Annotated in this window: 17 protein-coding genes and 1 riboswitch; of the genes, 5 read left to right on the forward strand and 12 right to left on the reverse strand. The window is 65.2% G+C overall.

What is annotated here, in order from left to right; genetic code table 11:
• Nucleotides 1-69: 69 nt before the first annotated feature.
• The 8 genes from L0B83_RS00835 to L0B83_RS00870 form a co-directional block, all read right to left on the reverse strand.
• Nucleotides 70-681, reverse strand: coding sequence for a response regulator transcription factor (locus L0B83_RS00835; protein ID WP_234750748.1), 612 nt, complete (start codon nucleotides 679-681; stop codon nucleotides 70-72).
• Complete coding sequence (locus L0B83_RS19820) at nucleotides 678-1,790, reverse strand: sensor histidine kinase (RefSeq protein ID WP_234756107.1); 1,113 nt, start codon at nucleotides 1,788-1,790, stop codon at nucleotides 678-680. The genes L0B83_RS00835 and L0B83_RS19820 overlap by 4 nt, the downstream gene beginning before the upstream one ends.
• Nucleotides 1,783-2,559 carry an ABC transporter permease gene (locus L0B83_RS00845; protein WP_234756108.1) on the reverse strand — a complete coding sequence of 259 codons (777 nt, stop codon included), beginning with the start codon at nucleotides 2,557-2,559 and terminating at the stop codon, nucleotides 1,783-1,785. The genes L0B83_RS19820 and L0B83_RS00845 overlap by 8 nt, the downstream gene beginning before the upstream one ends.
• Entirely contained in the window at nucleotides 2,556-3,512 is a 957-nt protein-coding gene (locus L0B83_RS00850) for an ABC transporter ATP-binding protein (RefSeq protein WP_234756109.1), read from the reverse strand. The genes L0B83_RS00845 and L0B83_RS00850 overlap by 4 nt, the downstream gene beginning before the upstream one ends.
• 107 nt (nucleotides 3,513-3,619) lie before the next feature.
• Nucleotides 3,620-5,074, reverse strand: coding sequence for a YibE/F family protein (locus tag L0B83_RS00855; protein ID WP_234756110.1), 1,455 nt, complete (start codon nucleotides 5,072-5,074; stop codon nucleotides 3,620-3,622).
• A gap of 95 nt (nucleotides 5,075-5,169) precedes the next feature.
• Nucleotides 5,170-6,144: a GNAT family N-acetyltransferase gene (locus L0B83_RS00860; protein WP_234756111.1), complete on the reverse strand. Its 975-nt coding sequence runs from the start codon at nucleotides 6,142-6,144 to the stop codon at nucleotides 5,170-5,172.
• Nucleotides 6,145-6,146: 2 nt separating this feature from the next.
• On the reverse strand, nucleotides 6,147-7,532 hold the full coding sequence (locus L0B83_RS00865; protein ID WP_234756113.1) for a glycine--tRNA ligase: 1,386 nt from the start codon (nucleotides 7,530-7,532) through the stop codon (nucleotides 6,147-6,149).
• A gap of 87 nt (nucleotides 7,533-7,619) precedes the next feature.
• Nucleotides 7,620-8,663: a DMT family transporter gene (locus tag L0B83_RS00870; protein ID WP_234756115.1), complete on the reverse strand. Its 1,044-nt coding sequence runs from the start codon at nucleotides 8,661-8,663 to the stop codon at nucleotides 7,620-7,622.
• Between the two features lie 33 nt (nucleotides 8,664-8,696).
• Here L0B83_RS00870 and L0B83_RS00875 point away from each other — a divergent pair, with 33 nt between their 5' ends.
• On the forward strand, nucleotides 8,697-8,924 hold the full coding sequence (locus L0B83_RS00875; protein ID WP_234756117.1) for an RNA-binding S4 domain-containing protein: 228 nt from the start codon (nucleotides 8,697-8,699) through the stop codon (nucleotides 8,922-8,924).
• Nucleotides 8,925-8,984: 60 nt separating this feature from the next.
• Here L0B83_RS00875 and L0B83_RS00880 read toward each other — a convergent pair whose 3' ends face one another.
• Nucleotides 8,985-9,632, reverse strand: a complete 648-nt coding sequence (locus L0B83_RS00880; RefSeq protein WP_234756119.1) for an alpha/beta hydrolase — start codon at nucleotides 9,630-9,632, stop codon at nucleotides 8,985-8,987.
• Nucleotides 9,633-9,701: 69 nt separating this feature from the next.
• Here L0B83_RS00880 and L0B83_RS00885 point away from each other — a divergent pair, with 69 nt between their 5' ends.
• Nucleotides 9,702-10,604 carry an SGNH/GDSL hydrolase family protein gene (locus tag L0B83_RS00885; RefSeq protein ID WP_372461098.1) on the forward strand — a complete coding sequence of 301 codons (903 nt, stop codon included), beginning with the start codon at nucleotides 9,702-9,704 and terminating at the stop codon, nucleotides 10,602-10,604.
• Here L0B83_RS00885 and metX read toward each other — a convergent pair.
• The gene (metX, locus tag L0B83_RS00890; protein ID WP_234756123.1) at nucleotides 10,595-11,746 is read right to left on the reverse strand and encodes a homoserine O-acetyltransferase MetX; all 1,152 of its coding nucleotides are present in this window, start codon (nucleotides 11,744-11,746) and stop codon (nucleotides 10,595-10,597) included. The two genes, L0B83_RS00885 and metX, sit on opposite strands and share 10 nt — an antisense overlap.
• 13 nt (nucleotides 11,747-11,759) lie before the next feature.
• Nucleotides 11,760-11,875, reverse strand: a riboswitch (SAM riboswitch).
• A gap of 215 nt (nucleotides 11,876-12,090) precedes the next feature.
• Between metX and L0B83_RS00895 the strand changes: the two genes are divergently transcribed.
• Nucleotides 12,091-14,454 (forward strand): S8 family peptidase, encoded by a 2,364-nt coding sequence (locus L0B83_RS00895; protein WP_234756125.1) that lies wholly within the window; start codon nucleotides 12,091-12,093, stop codon nucleotides 14,452-14,454.
• A gap of 149 nt (nucleotides 14,455-14,603) precedes the next feature.
• Nucleotides 14,604-15,242 carry a VOC family protein gene (locus L0B83_RS00900; protein ID WP_234756127.1) on the forward strand — a complete coding sequence of 213 codons (639 nt, stop codon included), beginning with the start codon at nucleotides 14,604-14,606 and terminating at the stop codon, nucleotides 15,240-15,242.
• A 109-nt stretch (nucleotides 15,243-15,351) separates the two neighbouring features.
• Here the strand turns inward: L0B83_RS00900 and L0B83_RS00905 are convergent, their stop codons facing one another.
• Nucleotides 15,352-16,116, reverse strand: coding sequence for a CPBP family intramembrane glutamic endopeptidase (locus L0B83_RS00905; RefSeq protein ID WP_234756130.1), 765 nt, complete (start codon nucleotides 16,114-16,116; stop codon nucleotides 15,352-15,354).
• A gap of 100 nt (nucleotides 16,117-16,216) precedes the next feature.
• Between L0B83_RS00905 and L0B83_RS00910 the strand changes: the two genes are divergently transcribed.
• On the forward strand, nucleotides 16,217-16,897 hold the full coding sequence (locus tag L0B83_RS00910; RefSeq protein ID WP_234756131.1) for a histidine phosphatase family protein: 681 nt from the start codon (nucleotides 16,217-16,219) through the stop codon (nucleotides 16,895-16,897).
• 16 nt (nucleotides 16,898-16,913) lie between these two features.
• Here the strand turns inward: L0B83_RS00910 and L0B83_RS00915 are convergent, their stop codons facing one another.
• Nucleotides 16,914-17,720, reverse strand: coding sequence for a DeoR/GlpR family DNA-binding transcription regulator (locus L0B83_RS00915; RefSeq protein WP_234756133.1), 807 nt, complete (start codon nucleotides 17,718-17,720; stop codon nucleotides 16,914-16,916).
• Between the last annotated feature and the right edge of the window lie 8 nt (nucleotides 17,721-17,728).

Below are 17,728 nucleotides of genomic sequence, written 5' to 3' on the forward strand. Positions count from 1 at the left end.
GGGTGCGGGCCCACAGCTGCGGTCGGGAACGCCGCTCTCGGCCCGCACCCACGTTCTCGGCACGGAAACTCAGAGCAGCCAGCCGTTGTCTTCGGCGATCCGCACAGCCTCGGCGCGGGTCCGCCCGCCGGTCTTGGCCATCGCGGCCGACAGGTAGTTCCGCACGGTCCCCTCGGAAAGCATCGCCGACTTCGCGATGTCGGCCACCGTTCCGCCGTCGGACGCCGCCTTGAGCACCTCCCCCTCCCGTTCGGTCAGAGGGCTGTCTCCCGCCGTCAAGGATTCCGCCGCGAGCACAGGGTCCACCACCCTGAGCCCCTGGTGGACCCTGCGCACTGCTTCGGCCAATTGCCGTGCCGGGGTGTCTTTCACGACGAATCCGGAGGCGCCGGCCTGCATCGCCCGCTTGAGGTAGCCGGGCCGCCCGAAGGTGGTCACCATGAGGACCCGGCACGACGGCGCGGCCCGCCGCACGGCAGCCGCCGCGCTGATCCCGTCCAGGCCCGGCATCTCGACATCGAGCATTGCCACATCGGCCGAGTGCTCGACGACGGCGGCCGCCACCCCGGTCCCGTCGCCCAGCTCGGCGACCACCTCGATGTCCGGCTCCAGTCCCAGCAAAGCCGCCAGTGCCCCGCGCACGAGCGCTTGGTCGTCGGCGATCACCAACCGGATACTCATACCTCAACCGCCAATCTGAAGCCTCCCAAGTCGCTCGGACCAATGCTGACTGATCCCCCGGCGGCAGTCACGCGTTCGCCGATCCCGGCGAGCCCGTTCCCGGAGCGTCCCCCGGAGACGGGGCCGACGCCGTCGTCCTCCACCAGAACGCTCGACGCCGTCAAACGGACCCGGCAGCGTGCGGCGCCTGAGTGCCGCACAACATTGGTGACGCCTTCACGCAACACCCAGCCGAAGAGCTCCCGGTGCCGCGCCGGAACCTGGTCGACGGTTGCCGGCAATTCGGCGTCGATCCCTGCTGATTCCAACGCCGTCCGGGCGGCCGCGAGCTCCGCGAGGACGTTGACGCCGCGGTAACCCGCCACGGTGGCCCGGACGTCGGCGAGCGCGCCGCGGGCAAGGTCCTGCACGGCGGAGATCTCGGCGGCTGCCCGGTCCCGGGCAGGATGGCTGCCCGGGACGGTGTCCAGCATCCTTCCGGCCAGTTCGGCCTTCACCGCGATGACCGTCAGGGAGTGTCCCAGGATGTCATGCATGTCGCGGGCGACCCGGCTGCGCTCCGCCGCGACAGCTGCGTCGGCCAGCTCATTCTGCGCCTCCCGGAGCCGTGCGGTCTGCCTGATCAGCCGTGCGAAAGCGGACATCATGAGGCCGAGGGACAAGATGATCCCGGCCTGGAGCAAGGCCTGCTCCGCATTGCCCGTCGCCAACTGGGTGGAGAAGGAAGCGACGGACAAGGTGACGATGAGGACGAAATCCGTGCGTGGCGGAAGGGTTGTCATGGCAATGGCGCAGGCCAGGAACGTCCACGTCCATAAGGCGTCCCTTCCGATAATGAGGACCATCAGCCCGTTCAGCGCAAGCAGGATGCAGACAGACACGATGCCGGACCGGACGCCCAGCCGCCAACTGAGCTGGGGCAGGAAGACGTAGGCGGCGAAGAACACGATCAGGGACGCCGAGGCCGCCGCCTTCCACGCCAGCGGCTCGTCCACGGACCACACGGTGCTCCACGTCGGCCAGGCCCAGAGCAGGATGGACAGCCCCGCACCGATGAACCAGCCCCGTGGTCCGGGATCGCGGAACATGCTGCCGGCTTGTTCAGACACGTTTCGTGTCGCGGCGGAACGCCATCGCGGCCCCGGCAACGAAGATCGCGAGCCAGGTGAACACGTTGACGGTCCATGCCCAGTCGAATTCGCCGGTGATGGGGCTCCGGGCCAATTGCCCGATCCCGTACGCGGGCGTGAACTTGGCGATGTTCCCGAAGGTCTCCCCCATGATCTCGATCGGCATGAACAGTCCGCCCAGCATGGCAAGGATGGCCAGGACCGGGCCGAGGATCTGCATGACGTTCTGGCTCGGCATGAGGTATCCGACGAACAAGCCGAGGGCCGCGAAGACGAGGGAGCCCAGCCAGGCCGCCAACCCGGCCGTTAACCAGGTCCCGGCATCCATGGTGACACCGGCGAGCGCGCCGATGATGAACTGGGCCACGACGGCAACGAGGGACAGCGTGAGCGCGGCCATGGCTTTCACGGCGATGTACGCCCCGGGAAGCAGGGGTGTGAGGCGAAGCTGGCGGCTCCACCCCTGGGCACGCTCCACGGCCACTTGGCTCCCGGCGCCGGTGGCGGCGGTCATCGCGGCATATACCGTGAGGCTGATGAGGATGTACTGGCCGTAGCTGTGCCCGTTAGGCAGGAGCTTGTCCTTGTTGGACAAGCCGAAAATGAAGAAGAAGACGGCCGGCATGAACACCGTGAACATGATGGTCCGGCGGTTCCGGAGCATCCGCTTTATTTCGATCCAGAGGAACGTGCGGTTGACTCCGCCGGCTGACGGTTTCCGTTCCTGGCGGACTGTTGCCGTGCTCATACGAGGTCTCCTTCAAACGTGTCCTGCGTGGATCCGGGCACGGCGTCGTCTCCGGTGAGGGCGACGAACGCCTCCTCGAGGTTGTTGGCCGTGACTTCGACGTCGTGCGCGCCCGTGTTGTTGAGCAGGAAGCGCACGACGGCGTCCGAGTCGCCCGTGCGGACGGTGAGGCGGCCGCCGTCGTAATCCACGCTTTCGGCCGGCGGCATCCCGGCCAGGAGCCCGCGGTCCGCCGCCGGGAGCGAGGCCTTGACGGTGCGCCCCGAGGCAAGGTTCTTGATCTGGGCGGCGGTGCCGTCGGCCACGATGCTGCCTTGCCGGACCAAGACGATCCTGTCCGCGTAGGCGTCGGCCTCGTCGAGGTAATGGGTGGCGAAGATGACGGTCCGCCCGCGCTGGGCGTCGGTCCTGATGGCGGTCCAGAAGTCGCGGCGTCCCGCCACGTCCATGCCCGTGGTGGGCTCGTCGAGGATGAGCAATCCGGGGTCGGACACGAGCGCCATGGCGAAACGCAGGCGTTGCTGCTGGCCGCCCGAGCACTTCTCCACCTTGCGGTCGGCGATCTCCAGGATGCCGGCCCGTGCCAGGACTTCGTCTACGGGGCGGGAGGAATCGAACATGGCTGCGTTGAGCTGAACGGTCTCGCGGACGCTGATGTCGCGCAGCAAGCCTCCGGTCTGCATGACGGCTGCCACCTGGCCGCGGGCGATGGCTCCCCGGGGAGTGTGGCCGAAGATGGAAACGCTTCCCTGGTCCGGGGCGCTCAATCCGAGGATCATGTCGATCGTGGTGGTCTTGCCCGCCCCGTTGGGACCGAGGAACGCCACCACCTCCCCCGGCTGCACGGTGAGGTCGAGGCCGCGCACGGCGTGGACCTTCCCGAAGCTCTTGCCTGTCCCAAAACTCTTGTGCAGTCCGGCGGCGTGGACGGCCGGCACACTCGCTGTTGTCATGGCTCTCCTTGGCTTTGGTTTACTCCACTACCCATCAAAGCCGAGATCCGCGCCGCTGGCCCGGGCGTGTGTCACCAATGCGGGATGACAAATGTCATGGGGCTGGGTCAGCGGCGCTCGGCTTCCCTGCGCGCCCGCCTGGTCATGACGACGGCGGCAAGCTCACCGGTGTCGAACGATTCGTAGGCCCCTGCGGACCCGGCGGTTTCAAGCTCGCGGACCTTCCCGGCGTCGTCGTCGGCCGGTGCCGACTCCGCGGCGATGGCAGCCGCGGGCCGCCGCGCACCGGTGGCCTTCACCACCAGCACGGCGATCAAGGTGGTCACGGGGATGGCCAGCACCAGGCCGATTGAGCCCACGAGGGTGCGGATGACTTCCTCGGACAGCTCTGCACTGGTGAGCGCGTCCACCAGCGGGCGGTCGTACAACATGACGATGATCAGGAGCGGAAGCGCCGCCCCGGCATAGGCAAAGGCGATGGTGTAGACCGTGGAGGCGATGTGGTCCCGCCCGATCCTCATGGCCGAGGTGAACAGCTTTCGCGCGCTGGTCTCAGGTGCGAGTTCGTAAAGTTCCCACACGGCCGCGGACTGGGTGATGGTCACATCGTTGAGGACTCCGAGCCCGGAGATGATCAGTCCGCAAAGGATGATCCCGGAGAGGGAGATTTTGTCCGACATGTTCACCAGCGTGGCGCCCTCACTGGTTGCGATCCCGGTCAGGTTGGCCGCATCCGTGGCCCAGGCCGCCAGCAGCGCCGTAATGCCGAGGCCGAAGATCGTGCCAAGCAAAGCGGTGGACGTCTTGGCGGAGAATCCGTGGGCGAAATACAGCACCCCCATCATGATGGCTGTGGAGCCGACCAAAGCCACGAGCAGCGGCGGCTTGCCTTCCACCAACCCCGGAAGCATGAAGGTGAGCATCACCACGTAGGCCCCGGCAAGCCCGAGGAGCGCCCGGAATCCGCGCCAGCGCGCCACCGCAATGACCACCACCGCGTACAGGATCGCCAGAAGGGCCATGGGAACGGTACGCACAAAGTCCAGGAAAACGTACGACGGCGAGCCGTTGCCGACCGCACTGCCCTGCACCCCGGAGAGGTTCAGGTAGCGGATGCTGTCCCCTGCCTTGACACCGTGGGACTTGGCAACGTCGGGGTTGATGACCACTTTCACGGGGCTGCCGCCGTTATCCGGTTGCGTTGACGCGAAGGTGCACTGGGAGCCCTGCTGCGCACCGCTGCCATTCGTCCCGGGGCCCTGATTCGTGCCGGGGCCCTGGTTCGCACCCGGGCCTTGGATCCCCTGGGTGCAGTTTTCCTTGGTGACGGCTTGGATCTTGCCGGTATCGAACGTCACCCCGGGAGCGGCCGCGTAGGGGCTTGCGAAGGTGATGCCTTCCTTGCTCCCGGACGGCCACATGAGCAGCATGGCAACGATCGTGAGCACGGCAATCGGAGCCAGCACGGCCACGAGGAGCCAGTTGGCCCGCCTGCGTGACGCGAGCGCCGTCGGGCTTGGCTCGGCCTGCTCTGTGTGTCCGTGTGAATGGCCGTGACCCATCAGCTGCAAAACCTCATGCTTCCAACCCTACTGGGATACTTGCGGGGAACTGTGGACGGGGCCGTACTGGCTTGCCGTGCCAAGGTTCCAGCCAATTACTCGCTGACCACCAGGGTGTCCGCGCCGCGGACCTTCGCCTTGCCCAGCTCAAGCAAGGGATCGACGACGGCGCGCAGGGCCGTCATCGAATCGTCCAGCTCAAGCAGCACCGCGTGCTGGTAGGCAATCAGCGCCAGAAGATCGCGGACCGCCTCGCGGGCCTCGTCGTCCGGCAGCCGAGGATCGTGGCCAAGGAACACTTCCGAAGGCTCGTCCGAGCTGCCCTGCGCGTAGCTGACGGCGAAGGCCTGCAGCTTGCCCTTCCGGGTGGCCGGAACGCCCGGACCGAAAGCACTCGCCTTGGGCGCCCGCAGAACGACAGCGCCATGGGCGCCGGTCAGTTCATCGAGGAACAGCCGCTGTACCGTGGGGATGCCGAGCTCGCCGGGGTTGTCCCAGTGGTGCACGGCCGTGTAGTACCGGCCGACGACGTCGCTCAGTTCCACCGATCCCGTCGCGAGGTCTTCCACTTGCTCTGAAGCGGCTTCTTCGGAGCCGTCACCAAAAACAGGCAGCCTAAGCGGCTCGGGATCCACCACCACAAGGCGGGAGCGCTGGATGGGTGCAAGCCCGGCCCACTCGGCGAAGGCGGCGCCCGCCGTGCCGGGTTCCACTTTGCTGCGCAGCTTGGTGACCCCCGACGGCGACTGCGCGGCTTCGCGGCGCAGCATGGTCAGGAGCGTGGCCCCTATCCCGCTGCGGCGGTGGTCCTTGGCAACCTCGACGTAGGCCCACAGCCGTTCCGGGTGCAGCGAAGCCTCATGCACGACGCCAGCGGCCACCGGGATGCCGATCCCGTCGACGACATCTTCCGCCACAATGCACCGGCGCCAAGGCTGGCCTTGCCCGCTGTTGCTCGAAGGCGCAAAGGCGGCGCGGAACTGCTGGGCCGGCAGGGTCTCCGGCCCACCCCACATTTCCAGGAGAGCGAGGTCGTCGCCCTCACGCCATTCGCGGTACTCGATGGACACGCTTACGCGCCGATCAGTCGTGCGGCGAGGTAGCCCTCCACCTTGTCCAAGGACACGCGTTCCTGGCTCATGGTGTCCCGCTCGCGGATGGTGACGGCCTGGTCTTCGAGGGTGTCGAAGTCCACGGTGATGCAGAACGGGGTGCCGATCTCGTCCTGGCGGCGGTAGCGGCGGCCGATGGCACCGGCGTCGTCGAAGTCGATGTTCCAGTTCCTGCGCAACTGGGCGCCCAGGTCCTTCGCCTTCGGCGAGAGGTCCTCGTTGCGGCTCAGCGGCAGGACAGCTGCCTTGACCGGTGCCAGGCGCGGGTCGAGCTTGAGCACCGTGCGGACGTCGACGCCGCCCTTGGCGTTGGGTGCCTCGTCCTCCGTGTAGGCGTCCACCAGGAAAGCCATGAACGAGCGCGTCAGGCCGGCGGCCGGTTCGATGACGTACGGCGTGTACCGCTCGTTGGTGGCCTGGTTGAAGTAGCTGAGGTCCTGGCCGGAGGCCTTCGAGTGGGTGGAGAGGTCGAAGTCGGTGCGGTTGGCGATGCCCTCGAGCTCGCCCCATTCGGAGCCTTGGAAGCCGAAGCGGTACTCGATGTCCGTGGTGCCCTTGGAGTAGTGGCTGAGCTTGTCCAGCGGGTGCTCGTAGAAACGCAGGTTCTCCGGCCGGATGCCCAGGCCGGTGTACCAGGACATGCGTTCATTCATCCAGTACTTGTGCCATTCTTCGTCAGTGCCGGGCTCCACGAAGAATTCCATTTCCATCTGTTCGAACTCGCGGGTGCGGAATATGAAGTTGCCCGGGGTGATCTCGTTGCGGAAGGACTTGCCGATCTGGCCGATGCCGAACGGCGGCTTCTTGCGCGAGGTGGTCAGCACGTTGTTGAAGTTGACGAAAATGCCCTGCGCGGTTTCCGGGCGCAGGTAGTGCAGGCCTTCTTCACTGGCGACGGGACCCAGGAAAGTCTTGAGCAGGCCGGAGAACTCCTGCGGTTCGGTCCACTGGCCGCGTGTGCCGCAGTTGGCGCAGGCAATGTCTTTGAGGCCGTTTTCGGCGGGACGGCCCTTCTTCTCCTCGTACTCTTCCAAGAGGTGGTCGGCGCGGTAGCGCTTGTGGCAGGAGAGGCACTCAACCAGGGGGTCCGAGAACACCTCGACGTGGCCGGAGGCTTCCCATACCTGGCGGGGCAGGATCACTGAGGAATCCAGGCCCACTACGTCTTCGCGGCCGCGGACAACGCTCTGCCACCACTGGCGCTTGATGTTCTCCTTGAGCTCGGCGCCAAGGGGGCCGTAGTCCCATGCGGACCGGGAGCCACCATAGATTTCACCGGCCTGGAACACGAAGCCCCTCCGTTTGGAGAGGGAGATGACCTGGTCGAGGACGGATTTTGCTGCCATGGGTACTCCAATGTTCTACAGGGCCGCTGGGTGCGGTCCGTGGTTGTGCGCGAAGGAAATGCTGTGCAGAAAGCTGCGTGTCCTAGCCTACCGGCCTTTGGCCGGGGTCCTGCTTCCCGGACCGGCCTGGCTGCCGCTGGCCGGACGGCGGGAAGCGAACGCGCCCTTGGGCCAAGGCAGCGTGGCGACGATGATGGCGAACAGGGTCAGTACGGTGCCGAGGATCGTAGGCAAGGCAACCACCGCTCCGGAAGCGGGAAACACCAGGTCGAGTGCCAGCGATCCGAGCAGCTGCCCGGCAATCATCCCCAGCCCGGTCACCAGGACGCCGAGGCTGCGGACCAACAAGGCAGCCAGTCCAATAAAGACGCAGCCCATCGGCCCGCCCAGGTAATACCACCACTCGGCCGGAAGCGCGTGGCCGGGACCAACCAGCAACACTTTGATGAGCCAGGCGATCCAGAGAATGACCGCTCCGGCCACGAAATTCACCAGCGTCGCGGCGATCGGGCTGCCGTAGTGCACGGTCGCGGTCCCGTTCATGGCCTGCTGGAAACTCATGAGGCAGCCCGCCACGACAGGCAACAGGAGCGGGAGCAGCAAGGACCCGACGTCGGCGGCTGCGCCGAGGCGGGGTGACACGGCCCAGACGACGGCGGCGATCGTCAGGACGCTGCCGAGGATGCGGACTCCGGTGATCGACCGCTTGCCGCCGGGACCGATGCCGAGCCGGTCCACGAGCAGTCCGCTCAGGGTCTGGCCCGTCACCGCTGCCACCGTGAACAACGCCACTCCGAGCAGGCCGACCGTGAACGACTGCGCGAAGACGAACAGGGCGCCGATGCCCCCGGCAAGAACGTAGAACCGCGGAAAGCTCCGTTCCTTGAGGGCGGGCAGGATCCTACGGAGGGCGGCGCGGCCCTTCGGCAGCGCCAGTCCGATCGCGGCGATCAGGACCAGCCCGGTGGTGAAGCTGACCACGGCGGCCGCGATGCCGTCGTCGAGCGCTGCACCGAGGGCGCCGTTGATCCGGCCCTGAAGGGGAATCACGAGTCCGGTTGCCACGGCGAGGAGCAGCCCGGTGAGTAGTGGAAGGGACGTCCGGGAGGCGGGACGGGACGGTTGCGGCATTTTCACCACCTTACTTCAGGCATCATTACTTGTATGAGCAACCCGGAAATCGAAGAAATCCCCATCCGCGACGACATGATCCGGCTCGGTCAGCTCCTGAAGCTCGCCAACCTGGTGGAGGACGGCGTGGAAGCCGCGGAACTCATCAAGAACGGCCTGGTCAAGGTCAACGGGGAAATCGACGACCGGCGCGGCCGCCAACTCCATGTCGGCGACACAGTGACCGTCAACGGACAGACGGTGCGGATCACCGCCCGGTAACGCGGGGTCACTTACGGCCCATAATGTGCCGCGGAATGGGCCATAAGTGACCCCGCGTTGCTACGAGAGGACCTTGTGCTCCAGGAATTCGCCGACGTGGCCGATTTCCTGCTGGTTGATGCCGTGCCACATGCCCGTGTAAAGCACCTTGGTGAGGTCGGTGTGCTTTCGGACCCATTCCATCGTGTATTCGATCTTGTCCGGGGTGATCACAGGATCCTGCTGGTCCCGTCCCCAGAAGAACGGCACGGTGCCGTCCAGTTCGGCGTCGCGGAAGGCGGGGTCCCCGTCGGCGTTAACGGCAAAGCCTGAAAGCCCGACGACGGCGGCAAAGTCCGCCGGCCGCTGGCGGAGCAACGAGGTGGCCATGGCCATGCCCATGGAAAACCCAAGGAGCGTCACTGAACTGTGGTTGGACTTGCACGAATCCAACCAGGACAACACGTACTGCGCGGCGTCCTTGACTGCGTCGAGGGAGTAGTCGATGGACCCTGTGAGCGGGAACCACGTGAAGCCCGGACCTGTCGGGATCGGCGCACGGAGCGAAGCTACGACGAAGTCCTGAGGCAAGAGGCCGGCGAGGCTGAAGAGGTCTTGCTCGTTGGATCCATAGCCGTGCAGCATGACGAGCAATGGCTTTCCAGCCCGTTCCTCCTCTTCGTGGGACCACAAAACAACCGGTGCAGGAAAGGCGGAAGCTTGACTCATGGGACTATTCTTGCAGTTACCCATGGGTAACAAGCTACGGCTGCGTAGCGTTGCAGCAAGAGGCAGGATATGGACGTGAGTGACACTGATTCCGCGGCGGCGCCGAAGCCGGACGAGCGGATTCATCCGTGGACGCGCTACGTGGCATTGGGTGATTCCTTTACCGAAGGCATTGGCGACCCCGAGCCCAACAACCCCGGCGGGCACCGCGGCTGGGCCGACCGCGTGGCCGAGGAACTAAGCCGGGGAGACCGGGATTTCGCGTACGCGAACCTGGCCATCAGGGGGCGGCTGCTCCAGCAGATCATCGACGAACAACTTGGCCCGTGCATGGACCTCAAGCCGGACCTCGTCAGCATCTCCGCGGGCGGCAACGACCTCATCCGTCCCGGCGGCGATCCCGATGCCTTGGCCGAGAAGCTCGACGCCGCCGTGCAGACCCTGAGTTCCGAAGGGGCCACAGTGGTTCTCTTCAATGGCCCGGACACCGCGTCTTCGGTCCTCGGCCGGATCCGCGGCAAGGTGGCCATCTATAACGAAAACCTCCGGACCGTGGCAGCCCGGCACGATGCCGTCATCGCCGATATGTGGTCCCTCCGGCAACTCGCCAACCCCCAGATGTGGGACGAGGACCGCCTGCATTTCTCACCGCTGGGCCATCACACCATCGCGGCTATGGTCCTCGATTCACTCAACGTGCCACACAATCTTGAGCCGCTGTTGCCTAAGCCGCTCCCCCCACGCAGTTGGCGCGAGGCCCGCTCGGGCGACTTCGTTTGGGCGCGGGAGTATTTTGTCCCATGGGTCATCCGCCGGATCCGGCACCGCTCCTCCGGCGACGGCATCCTGCCGAAACGCCCGACGCCGGGACCCGTCTTCGGCCCTGCCGACACCTTCCTGCCCGCAGCTGAGCTGGATCGGCCGGGAAATCCTGGACAGCCGGTTAATCCTGGACAGCCGGTTCAGCCGTAGAAGGCCTCGCGCAGTTGGGGCCCGAGCTGGCCGATCTCGGTAAGGAAACCGTCGTGCCCAATCGGCGCCTCGATCACATGGACGGGGACTTCTCCGGGCAAGGCCCCGGCCAGTTCGCGGGACTGTTCCGGAAAATAGAGCCGGTCCGAGTCCACCGAGGCAACGAAGAACTTCGCCGTGGCCACGGACAGTGCGTCCTCCAATGAGCCCCGCCCCCGGGTGATGTCGTGGCTCATGAGTGCTTCAGTGATGGCGATGTAGCTGTTGGCGTCGAAGCGCTGGACCAGCTTGCGCCCCTGGTGGTCGAGGTAGCTCTCCACCTGGTAGCGGCCCCGGTCCCCCAACGCGGCCGCCTGGAGGGGCGCCTCGCCGTCCTGGGCGTTCCTGCCGAAGCGGAAGTCCAGTTCATCCGCCGACCGGTAGGTGATGTGGGCTATCCGGCGGGCGAGGGCCAACCCCGCCTCGGGCGCGGCCTGGCCGTAGTAGTCGCCGCCGTTGAAATGGGGGTCCTGCCGGATGGCCAAAGTCTGGGCCTGGGCAAAGGCGATCTGCTCGGCAGTGCTGTACGCCCCGATCGAAATCACGGCACATCCCTTGACGCGGTCCGGGTAGGTGACGGCCCACTCCAGCGCACGCGCGCCACCCATGGACCCACCCACCACCGTGTGCCAGCTGCGGATCCCCAAGGCGTCGGCCAACCGGGCCTCGGCCGCGGTGCTGTCCCGCAGGGTCACCAGCGGGAAGCGGGAGCCCCATGGCTTGCCGTCAGGAGCGCTCGACGACGGTCCTGTACTCCCGTAACAGCCTCCGACGATGTTGACGGAGACCACGAAATAGCGCTCCGTGTCAATGGTTGCGCCGGGACCGACGAGTTGCTCCCACCAGCCTTCTTCGTCGCTGCCGCCGCGGGCTACATGCGTACTGCCCGTCAGGGCATGTTCGACGAGGACGGCGTTCGAGGCGTCGGCGTTGAGCCGCCCCCATGTCTCGTACGCAAGGACCACCTCAGGCAGGAAACCTCCGGCCTCCAGTTCAAGCCCGCCTACGGAAACATACTTGAGGGTTCCGTCCTGGGTACCGGCAGCCGGGGTACCGGCAACCGGGGTACCGGAAAGGGGTATGGCTGTTGCAGCAATTGTCATTCGTTGACACCTCACATCGCGCTTGCCCGCCGCCAACAGAGCGAAGGGCCAGGTCTTCACCCGGGGCACCCCGCCGCGGAAGGAGGGTTGCCGGCCAGCAAGCCGGGGCTGTCGCTGGCACTCATGACCTATGGAAAGAGTCTAGGAAAACCGGACCCTATCTGACGAAGATTATGACAGTTTTGTGACACTTGACCGCGTTTTGTTCACGCCGCAAGGGCTTAGGCGATCTGAAATTGACGAGACGGGTGATACCTCTGTGACTAGAGGTAGAATTGGGCACAGCCGTCTGCATCCCTCGGATGTCTCCGCCGCCACTGTGCGCCACAGGAAGATTGAAGCTCGTGAAAAAGTCATTCGGCCTCGTTCCGATTGCTCTGTTCTCGCTCATCTCGGGTTTCGTTGTTGGAACCCCGCTCCCGGCCCACGCCGCCGATACGGCTCAGGGACCCGGCGAGGACCGTTACATTGTGCGTTATACCGATACTGCGGACGTTCCCAGCAAAGCCGCGGAATTGCAGGCAAATGGGGTCTCCGTAAAGAAGACGTTCAGCCATGCGATCAAGGCTGCGGTTGTTACCGCAACCCCCGCGCAAGCAGCCAACCTGGCCCACTCGGACCGGGTCGCGTCAGTGTCCCGGGACACTCCGGTTCAAATCTCGGACACCCAGCCGAACGCACCGTGGGGCCTCGATCGCACGGACCAAAGGACTCTTCCGGTGTCCGGCACGTACACACCGCCCTCGAGCGGCGCCGGGGTTGCTGTCTACGTTGTCGACACCGGGGTGTTGAGTACTCACCAGGATTTCGGCGGACGCGTCGCAGCCGGCTATAACGCTGTCAATGTGGGAACCAACGGCACCGACGACGGAAAAGGCACCACCGACTGCAACGGCCACGGAACGCATGTCTCCGGAATCGCCGCTGGAAGCCAGTACGGAATGGCCAAATCGGCAACCATCGTGCCGGTTCGCGTTCTCGACTGCAGCGGCAGCGGATACTCATCCGACGTCATCGTGGGCCTGGACTGGATGGTGCAGGATTACCAGGCCCACCCAGGGCGGCCGGCCGTCGCCAACCTCAGCCTGTCCGGCAACCCGGACGCCAACCTGGACGCCGCAGTGCAAAATGCGATCGACAAGGGCATTACTGTGACTCTGGCGGCCGGGAACTCCAGTGTAGACGCGTGTACCCGGTCCCCTGCCCGGGTACAGGCAGCCCTCACGGTTGCGGCCAGCGACAATAGCGATCACCAAGCCTTCTTCTCGAATTATGGGTCCTGTGTTGATCTGTACGCGCCAGGGGTCCAGATCACTTCTGACTGGAACACGTCGAATACGGCCACCGCAGTCCTCCAAGGCACCTCGATGGCCTCGCCCCATGTGGCTGGAGCAGCCACCATGCTCCTCGCCGCGCACCCTTCGTGGAGTCCCGCGCAGGTTGCGTCATCACTGGCGGCTTCGGCCACTGCGGGGGCGATCCAGTCCGCCGGGGCAGGAACCCCGAACAAGCTGTTGTACGTCGGCCCTGACGACAGCAACGGGGCTGTCACGTCGGCGGGCGGATTTATCGCCCGCGCGCCGTATCGCGCTCTGGACACCCGGAACGGCACCGGGGGCATCAACGGACCCATTGGCCCCGGGCAGACCGTGAACCTCACAGTCACGGGACGCGGAGGCATCCCCGCCACAGGAGTCTCTGCCGTCGCCATGAATATCACGGTTACCGCTCCCACATCGTCCGGCTTCATCACCGCCTATGCCGGCGGCGCGGCAACACCGACTACCTCAAATGTGAACTACGGGCCGGGCCAGACGGTCCCCAACTTCGCCGTCACCCCCGTGGCCACCGACGGAACCGTGAGCTTCACCAACAACTCCTCCGGTACCGTTCAACTGATTGCCGACACCTCCGGCTACTATCTGGCGGGTACACCGGCCCAAGCTGGAACCTTCAAGGCGCTGGATACGCCGCGCAGGCAACTAGACACCCGTGACGGCACCGGTGGGATCAGCGGACCCGTCGGGCCCGGGCAAACCATCAGGGTGAAGCTGGCCGACGGCGTTAATGTTCCCACCGGGGCATCCGCCATTGCCATGAACATCACCGCTACCGCCTCCACCTCTGCCGGGTTTGTCACCGCCTACGCAGGCGGAACCACAAAACCCAAGACCTCCAACGTGAACTACGGGCCGGCCCAAACGATCCCAAACTTTGCCATCGTCCCGGTCGCCAGCGACGGAACCGTCGCATTCACCAATACCTCCGACGGCACTGTCCAGCTCATCGCCGACACCTCGGGCTACTTCCTCTCCGGCACTCCCGCGGGTTCTGGCGCATTCTCCTCCCAAGCTCCCTTCCGCCAGCTCGACACCCGCGATGGCACCGGTGGAATCAGCGGACCCGTGGGCCCGGGTCAGACTATCAACCTCACAGTTGCCGGGCGCGGCGGCATCCCCGCAACCGGCGTCTCCGCCGTCGCCATGAACATCACTGTCACTGCCCCTAGTTCGTACGGGTTCATCACCGCCTACGCAGGAGGGACCGCCAAACCCGGCACCTCCAACGTCAATTACCAGCAAGGACAAACCGTCCCGAATTTCGCCATTACACCTGTGGCTGCCGACGGCACCGTTTCCTTCACAAACAACTCCGCCGGCACCGTCCAGATCATCGCGGACACCTCCGGCTACTTCGTCGCCGGCTAACTGCCGGGAGGCGCCCTAGGCAATCAAGGACGCTGGAGTGTCCGCTCGTCGGGTGCATTGGAGGCGCTCCGGCCGCCCTTTCGACACATCCCACCTTAGTTAGGCTGCCCTTAGCTGAGAGCTCCATCACAAAGTGCCAAGATGAAGCCATGCGCATGGATCACGTCTCTTACGCTTGTGAACGAGATGGCCTTTTGGCCACCACCGAGCGGATTTCCGCAGCATTGGGAGTGGACGCAGTCCGGGGCGGAGTGCATCCGCGCTTCGGTACCCGGAACATGATCATCCCCCTTGCTGACCACAAATACCTTGAAGTTGTCGAGGTCCTGGACCACCCGGCATCCGATAAGGCACCCTTTGGACAAGCAGTCCGTGCACGGTCCGCCGCAGGAGGCGGCTGGATGGGCTGGTGCGTCGCCGTCGACGACCTGAGCCCCTTCGAACAGCGGCTCGGACGCGCCGCTGTCCCCGGCAACCGCAAGTTTCCGGACGGCCGCGAGCTCGTCTGGCAGCAGATCGGCATCCTGGGACTCATTGCCGATCCCCAGGTTCCCTATTTGCTCCGTTGGGAGGGCGACCCGGCACTTCACCCCTCCCTCGTCTACCCGAGCGACGTCAAGGTGTCCAGCCTCACCATCGCCGGCTCCGCGGAGCGCGTCACAGAGTGGCTCGGCGAACCCGTGGAGAAACCTCTTGAGGACGTTGCGGTCCAATGGATGGCTCCGCACGGCACGCCTGGAATCATGTCGGTGACCTTCGAAACCGCCAACGGAGCCGTCACGATCTGACGGACTCCAGCGAAGAAAACCGGGGTCAGGAGTGCCCGGGAAAACTTCGGCCGCCATACACGGGTGCCAATGGCGTCACCTGTAATGGCGGCCGAAACCTTTAAGGCCCCTAGCCGAGCCCAATTGCCTTTCCGAAGACACTGAAGCCGACGAAAGCCACGATGTCCAGCAGCGCGTGGGCCACCACCAGCGGCATGACCCGCTTGGTCTTGGTGTAGATCCAAGCGAAGACAAGGCCCATGACGGCGTTGCCGATGAAAGGCCCAAAGCCTTGGTACAGGTGGTAGGTGCCGCGAAGGAGCGCGCTGAGCCCGATCGCCAGCGGAGTGCTCCAGCCGAACTTTCCGAACCGGTCCAGCAGGTAGCCCACCACGATGACTTCTTCGACGACGGCGTGCCGCACCGCGGAGAGGACCAGCACCGGCACCGTCCACCAGTGGGAGTCCAGGCCGCTGGGGATGATCGCCGTCGTGATCCCGAGGGCCCGTCCTGCCGCGTAGAGGCCCAGCGACGGGATACCGATCAGCGCGGCAAGGCCGAGTCCTTGCCAGGCGTCGCGTCCCGGGCGGGCGAAGTTGAAGCCCAGCCGGGCAAAGCCCGAGGGGCCCTCCGCAGTCTGGCGGTGCATTGACAGGAAGTAGAACACCAACACCACCGGGACAAGGGCGAACCCGATGTCCAGCAGCTGGTAGGTGAGATCGAAGTATTCGCGCGTGCTCTGGGAACGGTTGAGGGTGGATGTCGCATGCGCCAAAGGCCCTTGGGTCATCTTGTCCAACAACTGCACTATGGAGTAGACGGCCGATTGGCCCAGGGACAATCCCAGGACAATCAGTACTTCGGCGCGCAACCGGCGCGTTGAGGCTACAAGCATGCTCCTATCTTGCCTTCATTTGCCTGGGGATTTCCCCGGAACGGGGTTGCGGACTGCCGCTTGCGTGGCCCGGACGCCGCCGGACCCTATGCTTGGTGGGATGAGCGCGCCAGCACGAATCTTCATGGTCCGGCACGGCCAGTCCGCCGCCAACGTCGACACCGGCATCTACAACCGTGTGCCCGATTACCGCATCCCACTGACCGAGCTCGGCCTTGAGCAGGCACGATCCGCGGGCGAAGCGCTGCGCAGGAAGCTCGACGGCGAACCTGTCTGCGTTTATGTCTCCCCGTACCTCCGGGCCTACCAGACCCTTGAAGCGTTGAATCTGGGCAGCCTCACGGAAAGGGTGATCGAGGAGCCCCGGCTGCGTGAACAGGACTGGGCCAATTTCCAGATTGCCGGAGACATCGGGGACCAGAAGGAACTCCGTAACCTCTACGGGCATTTCTTCTACCGGTTCCGCGAAGGCGAATCAGGCTCCGATGTGTACGACCGGATTTCGTCTTTCATGGAAACCCTGTACCGGCACTGGGAAAAGCCCGACTACGCGCCCAACACCCTGCTGGTGACCCATGGCCTCACCATGCGGCTCTTCTGCATGCGGTGGTTCCACTGGTCGGTGGAGTACTTCGAATCCCTCAACAACCCGGGCAACGCCGAGCTACGGGCCCTTATCCGCAATGAGCAGGGCAAGTATGACCTCGATACGCCGTTCAGCCAGTGGGTGCAGCGCAGTACGGACGAAACAGTGTTGAACGCTCCCCCGATGATCTTCTGACCGGCACGGAGCCGGGTCAGGCGCCTTGGGCCACGGCGTCTTGGGCCACGATCACTTCGGTACCGCTGGCTTCGAATGCAGCCTTGTCCTCTGCCGTGATCCCCGAGTCCGTGATGAGCCGCCGGAAATCGTATCCGGCCATCGCCGCGAAGGCCCGCTTGCCGATCTTCGTGGAGTCGGCCAGGACGTAGGAATCTGTGGCGCGTCGGGCCATGACGGTATTGACCATGGCTTCTCCTTCATCGGTGATGGTTGGCCCGATCTTGGGATCCACTCCGTTGACGCCGATGAACGCGATGTCCAAGGCAACCTTCTGCATGATGACGTCGGTGTAGGGTCCCACAAGCTCGTAGGAACGCGGGTTCAGGATGCCGCCGGTGACCATGATCTTGATGTTGGGCCGCACGGCAAGCTGGGCTGCAATATTGATGGCGTTGGTGACAACGGTCAGCATAGGCCGGTTGGAGGGTGCGTTCAGGTCTTCGCGGGTGGACAGCACCTGGGCCAAAGCCGTGTTGGTCGTTCCGCCGCTCAGTCCGATCACCGCCCCGGGCATGATGAGGTCCGACGCGGCCAGGGCGATCTGTTGTTTGGCCTCGGCGTGATCGTCCCTGTTGTAGCGCCCCGGAAGTTCGTACGCCACAGATCCGGTGGTTGCTCCGCCGCGGGTCCGGCTCAGGAGCCGCTGCTTGGCCAGGCTGTCCAGGTCACGGCGGGCAGTGGCCGGCGAGACGGCCAGCCGGGTCACGATATCCTCGACCTCAACATGCCCTGACTCGGCGAGGAGATCAAGGATGGCTGTCAGTCGGTCGTTGCGTGTCATCACGAACC

The sequence above is a fragment of the Arthrobacter alkaliphilus genome (genome assembly GCF_021483235.1).
Lineage (GTDB): Bacteria > Actinomycetota > Actinomycetes > Actinomycetales > Micrococcaceae > Arthrobacter > Arthrobacter alkaliphilus.

Excerpts from the sequence above, each read along its gene's own strand:
- L0B83_RS00835 (WP_234750748.1), bottom strand. The coding sequence starts at position 681 with ATGAGTATCCGGTTGGTGATCGCCGACGACCAAGCGCTCGTGCGCGGG.
- L0B83_RS00845 (WP_234756108.1), bottom strand. The coding sequence starts at position 2,559 with ATGAGCACGGCAACAGTCCGCCAGGAACGGAAACCGTCAGCCGGCGGA.
- L0B83_RS00850 (WP_234756109.1), bottom strand. The coding sequence starts at position 3,512 with ATGACAACAGCGAGTGTGCCGGCCGTCCACGCCGCCGGACTGCACAAG.
- L0B83_RS00855 (WP_234756110.1), bottom strand. The coding sequence starts at position 5,074 with ATGGGTCACGGCCATTCACACGGACACACAGAGCAGGCCGAGCCAAGC.
- L0B83_RS00865 (WP_234756113.1), bottom strand. The coding sequence starts at position 7,532 with ATGGCAGCAAAATCCGTCCTCGACCAGGTCATCTCCCTCTCCAAACGG.
- L0B83_RS00870 (WP_234756115.1), bottom strand. The coding sequence starts at position 8,663 with ATGCCGCAACCGTCCCGTCCCGCCTCCCGGACGTCCCTTCCACTACTC.
- L0B83_RS00875 (WP_234756117.1), top strand. The coding sequence starts at position 8,697 with ATGAGCAACCCGGAAATCGAAGAAATCCCCATCCGCGACGACATGATC.
- L0B83_RS00880 (WP_234756119.1), bottom strand. The coding sequence starts at position 9,632 with ATGAGTCAAGCTTCCGCCTTTCCTGCACCGGTTGTTTTGTGGTCCCAC.
- L0B83_RS00885 (WP_372461098.1), top strand. The coding sequence starts at position 9,702 with ATGGACGTGAGTGACACTGATTCCGCGGCGGCGCCGAAGCCGGACGAG.
- metX (WP_234756123.1), bottom strand. The coding sequence starts at position 11,746 with ATGACAATTGCTGCAACAGCCATACCCCTTTCCGGTACCCCGGTTGCC.
- L0B83_RS00900 (WP_234756127.1), top strand. The coding sequence starts at position 14,604 with ATGCGCATGGATCACGTCTCTTACGCTTGTGAACGAGATGGCCTTTTG.
- L0B83_RS00905 (WP_234756130.1), bottom strand. The coding sequence starts at position 16,116 with ATGCTTGTAGCCTCAACGCGCCGGTTGCGCGCCGAAGTACTGATTGTC.
- L0B83_RS00910 (WP_234756131.1), top strand. The coding sequence starts at position 16,217 with ATGAGCGCGCCAGCACGAATCTTCATGGTCCGGCACGGCCAGTCCGCC.
- L0B83_RS00915 (WP_234756133.1), bottom strand. The coding sequence starts at position 17,720 with ATGACACGCAACGACCGACTGACAGCCATCCTTGATCTCCTCGCCGAG.